The 18,744-nt window shown below is 45.6% G+C and carries 17 protein-coding genes; 10 read left to right on the top strand and 7 right to left on the bottom strand.

Annotation, left to right across the window (positions count from 1 at the left end; all coding sequences use genetic code 11):
* Positions 1–136: 136 nt before the first annotated feature.
* The 5 genes from HMPREF9378_RS01370 to hutI all read right to left on the bottom strand — a co-directional run bounded on the left by HMPREF9378_RS01370 (position 137) and on the right by hutI (position 3,363).
* Positions 137–793: a TetR/AcrR family transcriptional regulator gene (locus tag HMPREF9378_RS01370; protein WP_002914326.1), complete on the bottom strand. Its 657-nt coding sequence runs from the start codon at positions 791–793 to the stop codon at positions 137–139.
* A 53-nt stretch (positions 794–846) separates the two neighbouring features.
* On the bottom strand, positions 847–1,086 hold the full coding sequence (gene rpsR, locus HMPREF9378_RS01365; RefSeq protein WP_000068664.1) for a 30S ribosomal protein S18: 240 nt from the start codon (positions 1,084–1,086) through the stop codon (positions 847–849).
* 36 nt (positions 1,087–1,122) lie between these two features.
* A complete protein-coding gene (locus tag HMPREF9378_RS01360; protein WP_002896496.1) occupies positions 1,123–1,617 on the bottom strand; it encodes a single-stranded DNA-binding protein in 495 nt (164 codons plus the stop codon).
* Between the two features lie 11 nt (positions 1,618–1,628).
* Entirely contained in the window at positions 1,629–1,919 is a 291-nt protein-coding gene (gene rpsF, locus HMPREF9378_RS01355) for a 30S ribosomal protein S6 (RefSeq protein WP_002896497.1), read from the bottom strand.
* A 178-nt stretch (positions 1,920–2,097) separates the two neighbouring features.
* Positions 2,098–3,363 carry an imidazolonepropionase gene (hutI, locus tag HMPREF9378_RS01350; protein WP_002914329.1) on the bottom strand — a complete coding sequence of 422 codons (1,266 nt, stop codon included), beginning with the start codon at positions 3,361–3,363 and terminating at the stop codon, positions 2,098–2,100.
* 199 nt (positions 3,364–3,562) lie between these two features.
* Here hutI and HMPREF9378_RS01345 point away from each other — a divergent pair, with 199 nt between their 5' ends.
* The 7 genes from HMPREF9378_RS01345 (at position 3,563) to hutH (ending at position 12,575) form a co-directional block, all read left to right on the top strand.
* A complete protein-coding gene (locus tag HMPREF9378_RS01345) occupies positions 3,563–5,593 on the top strand; it encodes a urocanate hydratase (RefSeq protein ID WP_002914331.1) in 2,031 nt (676 codons plus the stop codon).
* Positions 5,594–5,707: 114 nt separating this feature from the next.
* Positions 5,708–6,607, top strand: coding sequence for a glutamate formimidoyltransferase (gene ftcD, locus HMPREF9378_RS01340; RefSeq protein WP_002903832.1), 900 nt, complete (start codon positions 5,708–5,710; stop codon positions 6,605–6,607).
* A 14-nt stretch (positions 6,608–6,621) separates the two neighbouring features.
* Positions 6,622–7,248 carry a cyclodeaminase/cyclohydrolase family protein gene (locus HMPREF9378_RS01335; RefSeq protein WP_002914334.1) on the top strand — a complete coding sequence of 209 codons (627 nt, stop codon included), beginning with the start codon at positions 6,622–6,624 and terminating at the stop codon, positions 7,246–7,248.
* Positions 7,249–7,314: 66 nt separating this feature from the next.
* A complete protein-coding gene (locus tag HMPREF9378_RS01330; protein WP_032911368.1) occupies positions 7,315–8,988 on the top strand; it encodes a formate--tetrahydrofolate ligase in 1,674 nt (557 codons plus the stop codon).
* A gap of 12 nt (positions 8,989–9,000) precedes the next feature.
* Positions 9,001–9,600, top strand: a complete 600-nt coding sequence (locus HMPREF9378_RS01325; protein WP_002914338.1) for a HutD/Ves family protein — start codon at positions 9,001–9,003, stop codon at positions 9,598–9,600.
* 75 nt (positions 9,601–9,675) lie between these two features.
* Complete coding sequence (locus HMPREF9378_RS01320; protein WP_002898305.1) at positions 9,676–11,028, top strand: APC family permease; 1,353 nt, start codon at positions 9,676–9,678, stop codon at positions 11,026–11,028.
* 5 nt (positions 11,029–11,033) lie between these two features.
* Positions 11,034–12,575: a histidine ammonia-lyase gene (gene hutH, locus HMPREF9378_RS01315; RefSeq protein WP_032911396.1), complete on the top strand. Its 1,542-nt coding sequence runs from the start codon at positions 11,034–11,036 to the stop codon at positions 12,573–12,575.
* Positions 12,576–12,732: 157 nt separating this feature from the next.
* Here the strand turns inward: hutH and HMPREF9378_RS11585 are convergent, their stop codons facing one another.
* The gene (locus HMPREF9378_RS11585) at positions 12,733–12,939 is read right to left on the bottom strand and encodes a hypothetical protein (RefSeq protein WP_136952192.1); all 207 of its coding nucleotides are present in this window, start codon (positions 12,937–12,939) and stop codon (positions 12,733–12,735) included.
* Between the two features lie 61 nt (positions 12,940–13,000).
* On the opposite strand from HMPREF9378_RS11585, the gene HMPREF9378_RS01310 reads away from it, so the two are divergent.
* Positions 13,001–13,513: a hypothetical protein gene (locus tag HMPREF9378_RS01310; protein WP_002914341.1), complete on the top strand. Its 513-nt coding sequence runs from the start codon at positions 13,001–13,003 to the stop codon at positions 13,511–13,513.
* Positions 13,514–13,620: 107 nt separating this feature from the next.
* Positions 13,621–14,610, top strand: coding sequence for a formimidoylglutamase (hutG, locus tag HMPREF9378_RS01305; RefSeq protein WP_301331363.1), 990 nt, complete (start codon positions 13,621–13,623; stop codon positions 14,608–14,610).
* A gap of 63 nt (positions 14,611–14,673) precedes the next feature.
* Here hutG and HMPREF9378_RS01300 read toward each other — a convergent pair whose 3' ends face one another.
* The gene (locus HMPREF9378_RS01300; RefSeq protein ID WP_002914346.1) at positions 14,674–17,730 is read right to left on the bottom strand and encodes an AAA family ATPase; all 3,057 of its coding nucleotides are present in this window, start codon (positions 17,728–17,730) and stop codon (positions 14,674–14,676) included.
* 160 nt (positions 17,731–17,890) lie between these two features.
* Here HMPREF9378_RS01300 and HMPREF9378_RS01295 point away from each other — a divergent pair, with 160 nt between their 5' ends.
* Positions 17,891–18,712 carry a PrsW family intramembrane metalloprotease gene (locus tag HMPREF9378_RS01295; RefSeq protein ID WP_002914347.1) on the top strand — a complete coding sequence of 274 codons (822 nt, stop codon included), beginning with the start codon at positions 17,891–17,893 and terminating at the stop codon, positions 18,710–18,712.
* Positions 18,713–18,744 lie beyond the last annotated feature (32 nt).

Below are 18,744 nucleotides of genomic sequence, written 5' to 3' on the forward strand. Positions count from 1 at the left end.
TCTCCTTTTATTTAAACTGACATCTTGTCAGTGTTAGTGTAAAATTTTTTAAATATCAGGATTAAAAGATTGAAAATTAAAACTGACATTTTGTCAGTATGCTCTCTAAATAAAAGGCAGAAAACTGCCGATTATTCTAAAAAATAGATTCTTCTATTCCTAAGCTTCTTTCTAGGATTGCCTGGAAGCTGGTGAGATAATCCTGCAAAGTCTCTGGTTCTTCCTGACTCATCTTAATATCATTTGACACAAAGACGTAGGCAGTCATGAGAAAAGAAGCCATCTCGTGTGGATATTTTAAATGAAAATCTCCAGATTTCTGTCCTTCCTCCAAGATATGAGTGAAGAAAACAATCATCCGCTCACAGAGTCTATGATAAAAGCGATCTAAAACATAGCGATTTGTTTCTAAATTGACTGTTTCCTGCAAGACTTGATTTTCCTGTGTTCTGCTTTCCTCTGGGATAAGGGTTGCCTCAATAAAGGCTCTGATTTTTTCCTTGGCTCCGATATTTGGCTGATAGCTGATTTTTTCGAGCTTTCTCAGCAAGGGTTCAGAGTTCTTTTCAATCAGACAATAGAGAATGTCTTCCTTATCCTTAAAATGATAGTAAAGCAGGCCTCGAGAAATTCCAAGCTTATCAATAATGTCTTGAGTTCTAGTCTTTAGATAGCCTTTTTGGGCAAAGAGCTGCAAGGCTCCAGACATAATCTCTGCCCGCCGCACCTCTACTTCCTTGACATCACGCATGGTTTCTGCCTCCTTGTGGTCAGTATAGCACTTCACTGACATTTTGTCAATTATAAAATAAAAAAACAGCAAGCCAGAGCCTGCTGTTAATCTAATTAGTCTTCATTTACGAAAGGCATCAAAGCCATTACGCGAGCGCGTTTGATAGCTGTTGTTACTTTACGTTGGTTTTTAGCTGAAGTTCCTGTTACGCGACGAGGAAGGATTTTCCCACGTTCTGAAACGAAACGGCTAAGAAGCTCAGTATCTTTGTAATCAACATATTCAATTTTGTTCGCTGCGATGTAATCAACTTTTTTACGGCGTTTGAATCCGCCACGACGTTGTTGAGCCATGTGTTTTCTCCTTTATATTATAGTTAGATTCGATCCTTAGAAAGGTAGATCGTCGTCTGAGATATCCATTGGGTTAGAATTGCCAAATGGGCTCTCATCACGAGAAAAGTTCGGTACTTGGTTAGACGAGTCTGCACTGCCATAACTTGGAGCAGAGCTGCCGCCGAAGCTGTTCCCACCGTATCCGCCAGATGACTGACCTTCACGATTAGAGCGGCTTTCCAAGAGTTGGAAATTGTCCGCAACAACTTCTGTGACATAGACACGCTGGCCTTGCTGATTCTCGTAGTTACGCGTTTGAATACGGCCTGTAATTCCGATCAGGGCTCCTTTTTTGGCCCAATTTGCAAGATTTTCTGCCTGCTGACGCCAGATGACAACATTGATAAAGTCTGCTTCTCGCTCGCCACTTTGATTTTTAAAGTTGCGATTGACAGCCAGAGTAAATGTTGCGACCGCTTGGTTCTGCGGTGTATAGCGAAGCTCGGCATCACGGGTCATGCGACCCACCAGTACAACGTTATTAATCATAGTCTACCTTCTTAAGCGTCAAGTTTGACGATCATGTGACGAAGAATGTCAGCGTTGATTTTTGAAAGACGGTCAAACTCTTTAAGAGCTGCGTCGTCGTTTGCTTCAACGTTAACGATGTGGTAAAGTCCTTCACGGAAATCTTGGATTTCGTATGCAAGACGACGTTTTTCCCAGTCTTTTGATTCAACAACAGTTGCACCATTGTCAGTCAAGATAGAATCAAAGCGTGCTACCAAAGCGTTTTTAGCTTCTTCTTCAATGTTTGGACGAATAATATAAAGAATTTCGTATTTAGCCATTGATTTTTCCTCCTTTTGGTCTAATGACCCCGAGACTTTGCAAGGGGTAAGTGAGGTTTGCTCACAAATAACTATTATAGCAGACTTCGAGCAGAATAGCAAGGGAAAGTTTTGATATAAGGAAAACTCTCTCTGTCACCAGAGAGAGTCCGAAAAATACGATTCGTTTTTAGAGAGGCTAGACAATTCTACCTTGATCGACGACCAGTTTTCCAGCCTTGTAAACCTGATGGATCAGGTTAGTCGCAAAGAAATAAAGTGGATAATCAATATTCTTAGCGTCTAGGATGGTAATGTCAGCCTGCTTGCCAGTGTCAAAGCTACCAATCTTATCTTGGCGGTTAACTGAGTAGGCTGCATTGATGGTTACAGCGTTCAGAACTTCTACTGGCGTCAGACGCATCATAAAGCAGCCCAGCTGCATAACAAACTGCAGGTTAGCTGTTGGACAGGAGCCTGGATTGCTGTCGGTGGTCAGGGTGATGGCCATACCAGCTTCCAGCATCTTACGGGCTGGTGCATAGGTATCTTCCATCAGACTGAAGGTAGTCGCTGGCAGGAGATTGCCGATAACTTTGGCTTCTGCCATCTTGCGAATGCCCTCATCGGTCGCTACCATCAAGTGCTCTGCACTAGTTGCTCCTAGCTCAGCTGCTACATCTACTCCACCGATAGATTCGATTTCATCAGCATGGATACGGAGCTTGAAGCCCATTTCCTTAGCCTTAGAAAGCAAGTAGCGTGACTCGTCAGCTGTAAAGACGCCCTTTTCACAGAAAATATCACAAAACTCAGCTAGATTTTCTGCTTTTACCCGAGGTAGCATTTCCTCGACGATGAGCTCCAGATATTCCTGAGAGCGTCCCTTGTATTCTGGTGGAACGGCGTGGGCAGCCATAAAGGTCGAAACCAAATCAATATCGTGGTCACGGTCCAAAGCCCCAACGACATCCAGCTGGCGCTTCTCTGTTTCCCAGTCCAAACCATAGCCACTCTTGGCCTCAACAGTCGTCACCCCATGTAGCAGCATATAGTCCAGCAGTCTCTTAGACTTATCATAGAGAGTGTCAAAAGAAGCTTCTCGCGTCGCGCGAACTGTACTGAGAATACCGCCGCCTTGGGCAAGAATTTCAAGATAAGGGACACCTGCTAATTTCTTAGCAAATTCATGCTCCCGACTGCCACCGTAGACCAAGTGAGTGTGACAGTCGATCAAGCCAGGGGTGGCAATCTTGCCTTCATAAGACTGGATCTTAGTATCCGGTCCAACCAGACTGGCATCCGGCTCTCCGCTGCCAACTGCTAGGATTTTGCCGTCTTTGACTGCAATGTAGCCGTCTTCCAAGACCTGAGCTTCCTTCATCTCCTCACCAAAAAGGGGATGCCCGAGATCCTTGGGACAGAAGACTTGATTAAAGTGAGTTAATAGTAAATCAGCAGTCATGCTTGTTCCTCCATTTCATTTTCCGACATATTTGCTTTTCATCATAATACACTATCGTCAAATTATAGTCAAAAGCTTGTAAAAGATAGGAGCCCCACTTTTTTTACTGTTTTTGTCATTTTCTTGACTCTTTATGGACGGGAGTCTTATAGAATGTAGGAGAAAGATATTTTACACTTGACTAAAAGGAGGATTTTTCATGTCATACTTTAGCGAAAATGAAATTGCAGCAGCAATGACCATCAAATTAGACGATGTACTGCCTGAAAAAACAGTTTTCCAAGAAGGCATCCGTCGAGCACCTGACCGGGGCTTCCGTTTGACTCAAGCTCAAACCGAAATTGCTCTTAAAAATGCCCTTCGCTATATTCCAAAGAGATTCCATGAGGAAGTAATTCCAGAATTCTTAGAAGAACTGAAGACTCGCGGACGGATTTATGGCTACCGCTGGCGTCCAAAAGAACGCATCTACGGCAAACCAATTGACGAGTACAAAGGGAACTGTACTGCAGCCAAAGCTATGCAGGTCATGATTGACAACAACCTGAGCTTTGAAATCGCCCTTTATCCTTATGAATTGGTTACTTATGGGGAAACTGGATCTGTCTGTGCTAACTGGATGCAGTACAACCTAATCAAGAAATACTTGGAAATCATGACCGACCATCAAACCTTGGTCGTGGAATCTGGCCATCCGCTCGGACTCTTCAAGTCCAAACCAGAAGCACCTCGTGTTATCATCACCAACGGCCTCTTGGTCGGTGAATACGACAATATGAAGGACTGGGAAATTGCAGAAGAAATGGGTGTGACCAACTATGGTCAAATGACAGCTGGCGGCTGGATGTACATCGGCCCTCAAGGTATCGTCCATGGCACTTTCAACACCCTCCTCAATGCTGGGCGCTTGAAACTGGGTGTAGCTGATGATGGCGACCTGACTGGCAAACTCTTCATCTCTTCTGGTCTAGGTGGTATGAGTGGAGCTCAAGGGAAAGCAGCCGAAATTGCTAAAGCTGTGGCAATCGTAGCTGAAGTAGACCAATCTCGGATTGAAACTCGCCACTCCCAAGGCTGGATTAGCCAATTGGCTGAAAGTCCGAAAGAAGCTATCAACTTGGCTCAAAAAGCTCTGGAAGCTGGCGAATCAACTTCTATTGCCTATCATGGTAACATCGTAGATCTCTTAGAATATGTCAACGAGAACAATATCCATGTAGATCTGCTGTCTGACCAAACTTCTTGCCACAATGTCTATGACGGTGGCTACTGTCCAGCTGGTATCAGCTTTGAAGAGCGGACTCGCCTTCTGGCTGAAGACAAGGAAACATTTGCTAAGTTGGTTGACCAAACCTTGGAACGTCACTTCAAGGCAATCAAGACCCTGACTAGCAATGGTACCTACTTCTTTGACTATGGTAATGCCTTTATGAAGGCCGTCTATGACTCTGGTATTAAGGAAATTTCTAAGAACGGCTTTGACGACAAAGACGGCTTCATCTGGCCATCCTATGTAGAAGATATCATGGGCCCAATGCTCTTTGACTATGGTTATGGTCCTTTCCGTTGGGTATGTCTGAGCGGTAAGCACGAAGACCTGGTCGCTACTGACCATGCAGCTATGGAAGTGATCGACCCTAACCGCCGCTACCAAGACCGCGACAACTACAACTGGATCCGCGATGCAGAAAAGAACCAGCTGGTTGTTGGAACTCAAGCTCGGATTCTCTACCAAGACTGTATGGGTCGTGTCAATATCGCCCTCAAGTTCAATGAATTAGTACGCGAAGGCAAGATTGGTCCTGTCATGATTGGTCGTGACCACCACGACGTATCTGGTACTGACTCTCCATTCCGTGAAACTTCTAATATCAAGGACGGTTCTAATGTCACCTGCGACATGGCTGTGCAATGTTACGCTGGTAATGCAGCTCGCGGTATGAGTCTGGTAGCTCTCCACAACGGTGGCGGAACTGGTATCGGTAAAGCAATCAACGGTGGCTTTGGCTTGGTACTGGACGGTAGCGAACGCATTGATGAAATCATCAAATCTGCTATCGCTTGGGATACGATCGGCGGAGTCGCTCGTCGTAACTGGGCTCGCAATGAGCATGCTATTGAGACTGCTATTGAGTACAACCGCCTCCACCAAGGAACAGACCACATCACCATTCCATACTTAACTGACGAAGATTTGGTCAAAGAATCTGTCAAGAAATTGTTCGAATAGAAAAAACTTGTCCCCCGACTTCTGAACTGAGCTAGGTCTCACATCTAGCTCAGCTGGAAGTTCCACTTTATTCACTCTGTAATTTTAATAACATATAACACGAGGTAATATCTTATGGCAAAAATTGTTGAATGTATTCCTAACTTTTCTGAAGGCCGCAACCAAGCGGTCATTGACGGTCTAGTGGAAGTAGCCAAGAGCGTGCCAGGTGTAACACTTCTGGACCACTCTTCTGATGCCAGCCACAACCGCAGCGTCTTTACCTTGGTCGGTGATGACCAAAACATTCAGGAAGTTGCCTTCCGTTTGGTCAAATACGCTTCTGAAAATATTGACTTGACAAAGCACCAGGGTGAACACCCTCGTATGGGCGCAACTGATGTCCTGCCTTTTGTACCTATCAAGGACATCACAAGTGAGGAATGCGTAGAAATTGCGAAGACAGTATCTGAGCGGATCAACCGTGAGCTCGGTATCCCTATCTTCCTCTATGAAGATGCAGCGACTCGTCCAGAACGTAAGAACTTGGCTAAGGTTCGTAAAGGACAGTTTGAAGGCATGCCTGAAAAACTCTTGGAACCTGACTGGGCTCCAGACTATGGTGAAAGAAAGATTCACCCAACTGCTGGTGTCACTGCTGTCGGAGCTAGAATGCCGCTCATCGCCTACAATATCAACTTGGATACAGACAATCTGGAAATTGCCAACAACATTGCCAAAATCATCCGTGGTTCAAGCGGTGGCTACAAATACTGTAAAGCGATCGGTGTTATGCTGGAAGACCGCAACATTGCTCAGGTTTCTATCAACATGGTCAATCTGGAAAAATTCCCACTCTATCGTGTCTTTGAAACTGTTCGCTTTGAAGCTAAGCGCTACGGAGTTGGAATCCTCGGCTCAGAAGTCATCGGTTTGGCTCCAGCTAAGGCTTTGATTGACGCAGCAGAATACTATCTGCAAATCGAAGACTTTGACTACGGCAAGCAAGTTCTGGAAAACCATTTGCTGGGCTAGGAGGATAGAAACCTATGAAATTAGTAGATTTAAGCTTGACAGAATTTGCCCAAGTCCTAGGCTCAGATGCTCCTGCACCAGGAGGCGGCTCTGCCGCTGCTCTTTCCGCAGCGAACGGTATTTCCCTGACTAAGATGGTCTGTGAATTGACCCTTGGCAAGAAAAAATACGCAGAATTTGAAGCAGAGATTGCTCAAGTGCACGCAGAAAGTGCACGCTTGCAAGAAAGCTTGCTCGCAGCTATTGACAAGGACACTGAAGCCTTCAATCTAGTCTCCGCCGTCTTTGATATGCCTAAGGAAACAGAGGAAGACAAGGCTGCCCGTCGGGAAGCTATGCAGCAAGCCCTCAAGGAAGCGACCAAGTCGCCTTATGGCATGATGGAAGACATCTTGGCTGCCCTGCAAACAACTCAAAAAGCTGTTGGCAAGTCCAATACCAATGCTGCCAGCGACCTGGGAGTCGCAGCTCTCAACCTTAAGGCTGGTCTGCAAGGAGCTTGGCTCAATGTCCTCATCAACCTGTCAGGTGTCAAGGATGAAGCATTTGTCGCAGACTACCGCAGCAAGGGTGAAGATCTCCTACAAAAAGGCTGCGCTCTAGCAGATGAAATTTATCAAGAAATTTTGAAAGTTGTCTAATAGATAAATGGAAGATAAGTCCGCTCATTCCTATGAATGGACTTCCTCTTCTCAAGAGGTAACAATATGGTTTTATCAGATATTGAAATTGCGAATTCGGTTCAAATGAAGCCCATCAAAGAGGTGGCAGAAAAGCTAGGAATTGCTGAAGACGCCCTGTCTCTTTATGGAAATTACAAGGCAAAAATCAGTGCCGGCCAACTGGAAGCCTTAAAAGACAAGCCAGACGGCAAACTGATTCTCGTGACAGCTATTTCTCCGACACCAGCCGGAGAAGGCAAGACCACGACTTCTGTCGGATTGGTCGATGCTCTGGCTGCTATCGGTAAAAAAGCCGTTATCGCTCTGCGGGAACCTTCACTCGGACCTGTCTTTGGTATCAAGGGCGGAGCTGCTGGCGGTGGGCACGCTCAGGTGGTGCCCATGGAAGACATCAACCTCCACTTCACTGGTGACTTTCATGCCATCGGTGTTGCCAACAACCTATTGGCAGCCCTCATTGATAACCACATCCATCATGGAAATGCCTTAGGCATTGACTCTCGCCGCATCACTTGGAAGCGGGCAGTGGATATGAATGACCGGCAACTGCGCCATATCGTAGACGGCTTGCAAGGTAAAGTCAACGGTGTTCCTCGTGAAGATGGTTTTGACATTACAGTTGCTTCTGAGGTTATGGCTATTCTCTGTCTGTCAGAAAATATCACTGACCTCAAGAACCGTTTGGAAAAAATCATCATTGGTTACAGCTTTGAAGGTAAGCCAATAACTGCCAAGGACTTGAAAGCTGGTGGCGCTATGGCCGCTGTGCTCAAAGACGCTATCCATCCAAACTTGGTTCAAACTCTGGAACATACGCCAGCCTTGATTCACGGTGGACCTTTTGCCAACATTGCCCATGGCTGTAACAGTGTCCTAGCTACCAAACTGGCTCTCAAATATGCCGACTATGCAGTCACAGAAGCTGGTTTCGGTGCTGACCTTGGTGCTGAAAAATTCATTGATATCAAGTGTCGTGCATCTGGTCTTCGTCCATCAGCTGTAGTTCTGGTTGCTACCATCCGCGCTCTCAAGATGCACGGTGGTGTGGCTAAGAGCGACCTGGCTGAAGAAAATGTCCAATCCGTTGTAGATGGTCTGCCAAACTTGGAAAAACATCTGGAAAACATTCAAGATGTTTATGGATTGCCAGCAGTCGTTGCCATTAATAAATTCCCGCTGGATACCGAAGCAGAATTGCAAGCAGTTTATGACGCCTGCCAAAAACGCGGCGTTGACGTCGTGATTTCTGATGTCTGGGCAAATGGCGGAGCTGGCGGTAAAGAATTGGCTGAAAAAGTCGTTGAACTGGCCGAAGGAGACAATCACTTCCAATTTGTATATAATGAAGAGGACTCTATTGAAACCAAGCTGAACAAAATTGTTACTAAGGTCTATGGAGGCAAGGGCGTTCGCCTGACTCCTGCTGCTAAACGTGAGCTCAAACAACTGGAAGAGCTGGGCTTCTCCAACTATCCTATCTGTATGGCTAAGACTCAGTACTCCTTCTCAGATGATGCTAAGAAACTGGGCGCACCTAAAGACTTTGTTGTGACTATCAGCCAGCTCAAAGTTTCTGCTGGTGCAGGCTTTATCGTTGCTCTGACTGGTGCAATCATGACCATGCCAGGGCTGCCTAAAGTACCAGCCAGCGAAAAGATTGATGTTGACAAAGACGGCAATATCAGCGGTTTGTTCTAATAAATACCAAAAATGACAAATGTAACCCTTCTAAGAGCAAACGATTTTCAAGTTTCCGATTGGTCGGGGGGAAAGACAAAACAACTTTATCTTTCCCCGCCAACTGGCCACTATGGCAAGCGGAACTTTGACTATCGACTCTCGACAGCAACTGTGGAGTTGGCTGAAAGTCAGTTTTCTGACCTCAGCGGCTTTCACCGCATTCTCATGAGCCTGGACCACACACTTCATCTCCACAATGCCAGCCGGCAGGAGGAAACGGTTCTAGCTCCCTTTACTCCCTATGTCTTTGAAGGGAGTGATTCTATCACAAGTCGTGGGACTTGTACCGACTTTAACTTAATCTACAGCGACCATTATCAGGGACAGATGATTGCCATCTCGAATGGGCAAGAGCTTAGACGAGATGAAGAAATTCAATTTATCTATGCCTTAGAGGATCTGACGGTAACGGGAACAAACCTGCCATCGCTTAACCTAAAGGCAGAACAGCTTCTGATAGTGGAAAAAGAGACTCAGGAAACTGAGCTGCATATAATGTTTTCGAGTAACCAGCCAAAGGGCGCTTACCTTGCTATATGGGCTGGTTTGACCCACATCCCTACTAAGTAAAGATACCATGATGTCTTGTCACCATTCTATCTTTACTTGGAAAGGATCCCATATCTCTAAAGGAGAAACATTATTATGGATGCAACTAAACTCACTGCACAAGAACAAGAACAGGAAAAAGCGAAATTCAGCTTTTCCGGTGCAACCCTCTACGGTATCAATGCCGTTATCGGATCAGGGATTTTCCTCCTACCGCAAAAGATTTATAAAGGACTTGGTCCTGCCTCTCTAGCTGTCATGCTTGGAACTGCCCTTCTCGTTATTCTCCTAGCCGTCTGCTTGGCAGAAACTGCTGGTTATTTTAATAAAAACGGCGGAGCCTTCCAATACTCCAAAGCAGCCTTTGGAGACTTTGTCGGATTTAATGTTGGCTTCCTAGGCTGGGCAGTTACCATCATCGCTTGGTCTGCTATGGCAGCAGGATTTGCGAGACTTTTTGTCATTACTTTTAAATCCTTTGCCCCCTATGAACTTCTGCTCAGTGTGAGCCTGATTATTTTGCTCAGTCTAATGAATATATCAGGTCTTAAGACTTCCAAAATGTTCACCTTGACCGCAACCGTAGCCAAGCTCATCCCAATTGTCGCTTTCAGTCTATGTGCGATTTTCTTCATCAAAGGAGGAATTGACAAAGGAAACTTCACTCCGTTTCTTCAGCTAGAACCTGGCGTAGATATCATGAAAGCTATCTCTAGTACAGCCATTTATATCTTCTACGGATTTATCGGATTTGAAACCATGTCTATCGTCGCTGGTGAAATGCGCAATCCAGAAAAGAATGTACCTCGAGCTATTTTGGGCTCTATCAGTATTGTCTCTGTTCTCTATATGCTGATTATCGCAGGAACTATCGCCATGTTAGGCAGCCGTATCCTGCAAACAGATGCCTCTGTACAAGACGCCTTTGTAGAGATGATTGGCCCTGTTGGAGCATGGATTGTTTCTATCGGAGCGCTGATTTCTATTGCTGGACTTAACATCGGGGAATCTATCATGGTTCCACGTTATGGTGCAGCTATCGCAAATGAAGGTCTGCTTCCTAAGAAAATTGCAGAAACCAACTCTAAAAATGCCCCTATAGTTGCCATTATTATTTCAGGAATCCTGGCCATCGTCCTGCTCTTCTCTGGTAAATTTGAAGAATTAGCAGCTCTCAGCGTGGTCTTCCGCTTCTTCCAATACATCCCAACTGCTCTAGCTGTACTAGTATTAAGAAAGAAATATCCAGACAAGAAAGTAGTTTTCCGCGTTCCATTTGGTCCAGTAATTCCAATTTTGGCGGTTCTAGTCAGCCTCGTCATGATTTGGGGTGAAAACCCAATGAACTATGTCTACGGCCTCATCGGTGTCCTTATCGCCAGTGCAGTATACTTTATCTATATAGTACTGATTTGTAAAAATAAAGTTCTTGAACAAGAAGGAGAATGAATCTTATGACACATGTAATCAATTTGGATGGCGAACACCTTACTTTAGAAGACGTCATCGCAGTAGCTCGTCATGGAGCCATTTGCGAAATCGACCAAGAAGCTAAGAAAGCTGTAGAAGCTTCCCGCAAAATCGTAGATGACATCGTCCGCGAAAAGCGGGTCGTATACGGTGTTACAACCGGATTCGGCTCTCTCTGCAATGTCAGCATCTCACCAGAAGATACGACTCAACTGCAAGAAAACCTAATTCGGACGCACTCCTCAGGCTACGGTGATCCCCTGCCTGAAGATGCAGTCCGTGCGATTATGCTAATCCGGATTAATTCCTTGGTCAAAGGTTATTCTGGTATTCGTCTCTCTACTGTCGAAAAGCTCCTGGAATTGCTCAATAAAGGCGTTGTCCCTTACATTCCAGAAAAAGGCTCTTTGGGAGCTTCTGGTGACTTGGCACCACTGGCTCACATGGTTCTGCCTATGCTAGGACTGGGCCGTGCTTACTATCAAGGCCAATTGCTCTCTGGACAAGAAGCTTTGGCCAAGGCTGGTATCGAGAAAATTGCTCTAGCAGCCAAGGAAGGGCTGGCGCTGATTAACGGAACGACTGTCCTGACAGGTATCGGAGCTCTGGCTACCTACGATGCCATCCAGCTGCTTAAACTGTCAGATGTCGCTGGCGCTCTTTCCATGGAAGTCCACAATGGTATTACCAGTCCTTTCGAAGAAGACTTGCATACCATTCGACCTCAAAGCGGACAGCTGGCTACAGCCCGCAATATCCGCAACCTTCTAGAAGGCAGTGGCAACACAACCGTAGCCACTCAACAGCGGGTCCAAGACCCATATACCCTGCGTTGTATTCCGCAGATTCATGGTGCCAGCAAGGACTCTATCGCTTATGTCAAGACCAAGGTTGAGATTGAAATCAACTCTGTTACAGACAACCCTATCATCACCAAGGAAGGCCATGTTATCTCAGGCGGTAACTTCCACGGTGAACCAATGGCTCAGCCATTCGATTTTCTCGGCATCGCTATTTCTGAAATCGGTAATGTATCCGAGCGTCGTGTAGAACGTCTGGTCAACAGCCAACTGAGCAAGCTCCCATCCTTCTTGGTCAAACACCCTGGCCTCAACTCTGGCTTTATGATTACCCAGTATGCTTGTGCTTCGCTCGCTTCTGAAAACAAGGTTCTATCTCATCCAGCCAGCGTAGACTCTATCCCATCTTGTGAAAACCAAGAAGACTTTGTCAGCATGGGAACAACCGCAGCACGCAAGGCAGCTGAAATTCTCAAGAATTCTCGCCGCATCGTGGCAACAGAAATCATGGCAGCCTGCCAAGCTCTGGATCTGAAACCAGAAAACCATGAACTTGGTAAAGGAACCAAGCCGGCCTACGACCTCTTCCGTCAGCATGTCCGCTTTATCGAGTTTGACAAGGATATCGAAATCTATGAGGAACTCAACAAGGCTTCTGAGCTGATTGAAAACGAAAAATTCCTAGCAGCCGTTGAAAAGGCTGTGGACTTGAGCATTCAGTTCTAAAGCTGGTGGCTCTGTAAAAAACTAACATAAGAAGCCCGCTCTCATGCAGCTGGGCTTCTTTTCCCGCCAAAAGTCATTGACAGGCTTGGTGGAAACTCTTATAATAAAGTCGCAAGTGGCATTAAGAAAAACTTAATACTCAAGATCAAACTAACTGCTAACAGCAATGGCCTGCAGAAAGGCGATGCTGATGTGATTTGATGATGTTTTTTAATAGTATAAAGATGCCTGCACTGAGCAAGATCTTTGGTACTCGCCAATCCGGCATTTTAGTTTCCAAACTAGAGACCTCACTAAGCGCTTCCACATCATAGAAGAGGCTAGATGGGTGACCAGACAGATTGTTTGGAAGCCGAATTGACATGACAATGCTAAAGAGAAAATCTTAGAAGCTTGAATGACTTTAATTAAGGAGATAAGCAATAATGAAAAAAGCGTTTAAAGTAGACTATTTTGCAATTATGCATCCGATTGCGTGCATCACTCTACCGATAATGGCCCACCTTTTTTATCTTATGGTAAAAGCCTTCTTCTTTGATTTGCTAAACATTCTGATAAGCATTTGGACAAGAAAAGAAATTAAGGAAACAACAGATTTCCTTCTTCCTGGATTTTATCTTTGTATTTTTATTCTTATCATTTACTTAGTGGGTTTTCTAGTCCAGTTGATTATCCACATTCGCAATCGCAAAGAAAACTCTCTTTTACCTGCTTGGTGTATGCTTACAGCTTTAATCGCTCTTGTTGCAACAGTTATAGACACCTTAATCCTTAACCCTGAATTGACCCCGTATGCTTATTTCCTTTCAATTGCAGCCTATATTACCTATTTCTTTTCAAAGAGACCAAAGATTATTGAAAGCTACCTGTCCAATGCTAAGATACGTTATGCTACATGGACTATTCTGATTCTCGCTATTATTCTATCTTTCTTATAAAACATTCACTATCCGTTAGAGTACTTTTCCCGCCAAAAGTCATTGACAGGCTTGGCGGAAACTCTTATAATAAAGTCGCAAGTATCGTTATGGAAAAGGACAAAATCATGTTAGAAGATTACTATCAGCTAGATAACAGCTACTATCATAAGAGACTAGATGATGATTTATATGCTGCCAAATGGGGTATGGTTATTGAGTTTTTGGACTTAAATGACCCTAACTTAAGACCCTTTGACGGCGTCAACTTTGCCTTGATTGGCTTCAAGAGTGACAAAGGGGTTTATATCAACCACGGCCGAGTAGGGGCTGTCGAAGGGCCACAAGCTATCCGAACTCAGCTGGCCAAACTTCCTTGGCATCTGGGCAGAAACGTTCGCATCTTTGATGTTGGCGATATTGACGGCCCTAACCGCTCTCTAGAGCAGTTGCAACAAAGCTTGGCTCGAGCAGTCAAACGCCTGCGAGAGCTCAATCTCCGACCTATTGTCCTAGGGGGTGGCCACGAAACAGCCTACGGCCACTATCTGGGACTTAAGTCGTCACTAGCTCCTGACCAAGACTTGGCCGTTATCAATATGGATGCCCACTTTGATTTGCGTCCCTATGACCAGACTGGTCCCAACTCTGGTACCGGTTTTCGCCAGATGTTTGATGACACTCTAGCTCAGAAGCAGGCCTTTAACTACCTTATCCTAGGAATTCAGGAGCATAATAACAATCTCTTTCTCTTTGACTTTGTGGCAAAATCCAAGGCTATCCAGTTTCTGACTGGAATGGATATTTACCAAATGGGTTACAAGGAAGTCTGTAAAGCGGTTGATACTTTTCTGGCTGGCAAGGAGCAGGTCTATTTAACCATTGACATTGACTGCTTTGCAGCTGGCGCCGCTCCTGGTGTTAGTGCCATTCAGTCTCTCGGTGTGGATCCCAATCTAGCTGTTCTGGTCTTCCAGCACATCGCCGCGTCAGGCAAGCTAATCGGCTTTGACATCGTCGAAGTCTCTCCACCTCACGATATAGACAACCATACGGCCAATCTGGCTGCCAGCTTTGTCTTTTACCTGACCCAAGTCTGGGCACAAGCACATGACTAAAATGGGCATTTAAAAACTTCATTACAAACATCAAAAGAGGACGAACATAGAGTTCATCCTCTTTTATTTTGTGTTTAATGCCTGAGATAGCCCTTGGCGTAAGTTTTCTAATTCCTTGAGCTGGTGCCGGTCACGGTAGGGATTGAGCTGGCTTTTAGCCGTTTCATAGTAGGTGTCAAAGTCCTGATCCAGCAAGACTTCAAAGCCTGCTCCCTGCAAGTTTCCAGTCAGCAGTCCATACTTAATCACAGCCATCAGATAGTAGATCAGCCCCTTGTCCCGCGGATTGCCATAGCGACTGATGAGACTATCCTTTTTCCGCAGCAGATCAAGCATCGGCTGGTAATCTCTCTTCTCACAGCCAATCAAGGCCAAATAAACTTCCAACTGGGTCTCTTTCCAAGGGAAGCTAAGGGACTTCAGAGCTGTTTTGGCTTTGAGGAAAATCCGCTCCGCCTGCTCATAATCTTTCAGCTGATAATAGGTCATACCCAAGCCGATGTAGAAAGCAAAAATCGAAGGCTCTGCTGTTTTATTTTCCGTCAGCTTAATGGCTTCCTTCTGATGGGTCAGCGCAGTCGTGAAATTTCCGCGAATCTGCTCAATCTCTGCCAGATAGTCTAGAGCCGCCGCAATCTGAATTGAGTACTTGGAACGCAGCGAAGCCGTCAAGCTGAAACAATCGATAGACTGGTAGAGATGGTGAAGCGACTGCTCCTCATCTCCAATCATGAGATGATAGAGCCCCTTGAGCCGAAGGTTGATAGCAATGGCCTCGTGATTGTTGGCCTGAACTGAAGCATCTAGAGCCAACTCCGTATAGTAGCGCATCTCAGGGATATTCTCCGTCTGGATGCAGTAGTAAATCATCTGCCGATAGCCTTCTAGGAGAAAATCCATCTGCTGCAGTTCCTTGGCAGAAATAATCACCTGCTGGATATTGTCCATCCCCTGCTTGTAATTCCCCGTCCGGATGGCATAGCGCCCTTCTAGATAGAGGAAGCGAAGAACCAATAGCTGAAAATCCTTGTGATTCTGGTGTTTTCTCTCTAAGCCCTCTATCTCCCGACGGATACGGTCAAACTGGTCTAAAACCGCTGACTGATTGCTATCATCCGTCTTTTCGATAAAGCCAAACTCCCGTGAATAAATTGGAAAGAGCTCGTGATGAAACTGCAAGGTGGCCTCAAGATAATGCAGCTCGTACTCCAGAGACTTAATCGGCTGCTTGGACATTTTGTAGTGATAGGCGATTTCATTGAGCAGCTGGGCATGATAGAGAGAGTCTCCCAGCTGGTCTTCCATGCCTTGGGCAATCTGGTGATGCAACATTCGCTTCTTAGCAAGTGACAGGCGATCATAGGCGTAGATTCTCAAAAGCTCCTGGCTGAACTGCACTACCAATTCCTCGCCCTGCTCCTCTTCCATCAACAGCTGCTTCCGTCCAAACTCCTCAGTGATTTCGACCACTTCTTCCATCGACAGTCCTAGTAGCCTAGCTAAGAGCGAAACCGACGCTGGAGCCCTAAAGCAAGCCAGATAGTCCACCAACTCCTCCTCTTGACTGCTCAAATAATCCAGCTTCAAGGACAGCTTGGCCTTGATGGCCGGAGTCAGCGGATGAAACTTCTCTCCTCGCAGGAGCTGCTCAGCGTATTCCGACAGAAAGAAAGGGATACCTTGACTAACCCGATAAATATCCTCAAGGCTTGCTTCAGATATGGCTAACTGACCTGTCTGGGCTTGCAAGTATGCCACACTATCCTTAAAATTCAGCGGCTGCAGCTTGATAAAGCCCAGCTTATTGCGTACCAGCAGGTGATTGAAAAAATGTTCCAAATAAGAAGGGGTGCTCAGATGCTTGGTCAGCACAAAGGCCACAGGATAGCCGGTCAAATGATTCATAACCTGCTCCAAGACAGCAACACTGGCTTTATCCATCCAGTGACAGTCCTCAATCAAGATTATCAAAGCTTTTTTCTTAGAAATCTTCTGCAGAATATCCACCACAAACTGAGCCAGCTTGTCCGCATCCAACTGAAGACTAGAAGCGCCACCTGTCAAAATGGGAAAATAACTCTCCAAAATGACCTCCCACTGACTGATAGAGAGAATCTGGTGCTGAATAACCAAGTCCCCCAGGCCGTCCAGCAAGCCACGCCAAGGCTGGAGTTCTGCCTTCATCTCTTCCTTGAAGCACTCAGCCATGACAATCTGGAAATACTTGGTCTGATTGGCCAATACTTGACGAGTCACTGTCCGCTTTCCGATACCTGTACCACCGACTAGAGCCAGAGCACGCGCCTCCTGAGCCTCTATCACCTTAGAGAAATAAGATTCCAAACGCTTGATTTCATCGACCCGCCCGAAAAAGTGATCCGTATTGCGCAGAAACTGCTTGGTCTTACGCTCGCTGCGGTCCTTGGCAAGCACTTCATGATATAGTTGCTGGATAGGTTCCGTAGGACTAATGCCCAGTTCCTTATCCAAAATATTGACCAATTTATAATAGGTCTCTATCACCTTGCCAGGCCGATCATGATCCTGATAGAGCTTCATGAGCAGATGGTAATTCTTCTCATCAAACTCATCAATGCTGATCAAGCGGCGCAAATTCTGCTCAGCCTCTTCCAAATCCAACTGGTCTTTTTCCGTTTCAAGCTGTTGGTAGCAGGCTTGGATATAAAGCTGCTCATATCGCGTCCGCATCTTGGACACCCAGTAATCAAAGGCCTCGCTGTCCTTGAGATAGAAGCCCTGCAGAAAATCCCCTTGATAGAGCGACAGATGCTTTGCAGGATGGTCCGTAAAAAGTTCTACATCACTTTCAATCATACACTCGGGATTAAGCGACAGCACAGTCCGGTTGGGAGCGACAATCCATTCCCCACCTAATAGCTTGTTAGCTTGATAAATGGTATTGCGCAGATTCTTTTTGGCGGTCTGGTTGTCCTTGTTTTCCCAGAGGATTCCTGCAATCTCTTCTCGATTGACTGCTCCATTGATGTGGAGATAGTAAAGCAGAGCATTGATTTTAGCAAAAGGAAAAAAGACTTCCTCCTGATTGAGAAAGACACTCGGACTTCCCAGCAATTTCAACCTCAACAGATTTTTCGACATGCAAACGCCTCCAAGAAACCTTATAGAACTAATATAAACAAAAAGAGACAGTTTGGCAAGTAAAGTATTATACCAGCCCTTAATTTCCAGTTTTTAAATTGGTTTTATTTAGGATTTTTTTGTTATACTAGGATGAAAATAAAATTTTAGAAAGTTACTTATGAAGAAAAATATTGTTCTTTTCATTTTTCTCCTTCTGAGCGCGATTGGCTTAGAATACGAGACACAAGCCTATACTACTGGCAGTATGTCAGGTACTTCCTATGGGATTGTCGGACTGTCAGCCCTCTTGGCCCTGCTCTATATCATCCCTGCCCTGCTCTTGATTCGCCAACTGGGTAAAAAATGGCAAACTCCTGCACTTAGCCTTGGAGTAGCTCTGCTAGGTGGCCTTTTCATTTCTGGCTGGACCTCTGGCTTGGCCAACACCTATATCCACGAGTGGGTCAGCACCAGCTTCCCAAACACCTTGCTCAGCGACCTAGAAAACGCCATCGCAGCTCCACTGGTTGAAGAACCGCTCAAGCTGTTAGCAGTTGCCTTCGCTGTCTATCTAGTCCCAGTCAAAAAGCTCAAATCCTTCTTGATGCTGGGTATTACGGCTGGCATGGGTTTTCAGATTAGTGAGGACTTCTCTTATATCCTCTCTGACCTGCCCGAAGGCTTCTCCTTCACTATCTCTGGTATCCTAGGCCGTATCACTGGCGGCATTGCCTCTCACTGGCTCTACACCGCCCTAACCACTCTCGGTCTGGCTCTCATGCTACGCTATGCCAAAACTCAGAAAAATTATTTCCGAGTGGGGCTCTTCTACTTCCTAGCAGCCTTCGTTCTCCACTTCTTCTGGAACTCACCTCTGACTGCTATCGAAACAGATATCCCAATCATTGTACCGGCTATGACGGCTCTGGCTGTCTTTATCTTTTACCAAGCCTACCGAACAGCCCATAAAATTGATCAGGAAGAATTGGAAGTGGAGTAAGATCAAAAAAACGACCGATAGGGTCGTTTTTT

Source organism: Streptococcus sanguinis SK1 = NCTC 7863 (assembly GCF_000194945.1).
GTDB classification, from domain to species: domain Bacteria; phylum Bacillota; class Bacilli; order Lactobacillales; family Streptococcaceae; genus Streptococcus; species Streptococcus sanguinis.

Coding starts and splice junctions, on each gene's coding strand:
- HMPREF9378_RS01370 (WP_002914326.1), bottom strand. CDS start 793: ATGTCAGTGAAGTGCTATACTGACCACAAGGAGGCAGAAACCATGCGT.
- rpsR (WP_000068664.1), bottom strand. CDS start 1,086: ATGGCTCAACAACGTCGTGGCGGATTCAAACGCCGTAAAAAAGTTGAT.
- HMPREF9378_RS01360 (WP_002896496.1), bottom strand. CDS start 1,617: ATGATTAATAACGTTGTACTGGTGGGTCGCATGACCCGTGATGCCGAG.
- rpsF (WP_002896497.1), bottom strand. CDS start 1,919: ATGGCTAAATACGAAATTCTTTATATTATTCGTCCAAACATTGAAGAA.
- hutI (WP_002914329.1), bottom strand. CDS start 3,363: ATGACTGCTGATTTACTATTAACTCACTTTAATCAAGTCTTCTGTCCC.
- HMPREF9378_RS01345 (WP_002914331.1), top strand. CDS start 3,563: ATGTCATACTTTAGCGAAAATGAAATTGCAGCAGCAATGACCATCAAA.
- ftcD (WP_002903832.1), top strand. CDS start 5,708: ATGGCAAAAATTGTTGAATGTATTCCTAACTTTTCTGAAGGCCGCAAC.
- HMPREF9378_RS01335 (WP_002914334.1), top strand. CDS start 6,622: ATGAAATTAGTAGATTTAAGCTTGACAGAATTTGCCCAAGTCCTAGGC.
- HMPREF9378_RS01330 (WP_032911368.1), top strand. CDS start 7,315: ATGGTTTTATCAGATATTGAAATTGCGAATTCGGTTCAAATGAAGCCC.
- HMPREF9378_RS01325 (WP_002914338.1), top strand. CDS start 9,001: ATGACAAATGTAACCCTTCTAAGAGCAAACGATTTTCAAGTTTCCGAT.
- HMPREF9378_RS01320 (WP_002898305.1), top strand. CDS start 9,676: ATGGATGCAACTAAACTCACTGCACAAGAACAAGAACAGGAAAAAGCG.
- hutH (WP_032911396.1), top strand. CDS start 11,034: ATGACACATGTAATCAATTTGGATGGCGAACACCTTACTTTAGAAGAC.
- HMPREF9378_RS11585 (WP_136952192.1), bottom strand. CDS start 12,939: ATGTCAATTCGGCTTCCAAACAATCTGTCTGGTCACCCATCTAGCCTC.
- HMPREF9378_RS01310 (WP_002914341.1), top strand. CDS start 13,001: ATGAAAAAAGCGTTTAAAGTAGACTATTTTGCAATTATGCATCCGATT.
- hutG (WP_301331363.1), top strand. CDS start 13,621: ATGTTAGAAGATTACTATCAGCTAGATAACAGCTACTATCATAAGAGA.
- HMPREF9378_RS01300 (WP_002914346.1), bottom strand. CDS start 17,730: ATGTCGAAAAATCTGTTGAGGTTGAAATTGCTGGGAAGTCCGAGTGTC.
- HMPREF9378_RS01295 (WP_002914347.1), top strand. CDS start 17,891: ATGAAGAAAAATATTGTTCTTTTCATTTTTCTCCTTCTGAGCGCGATT.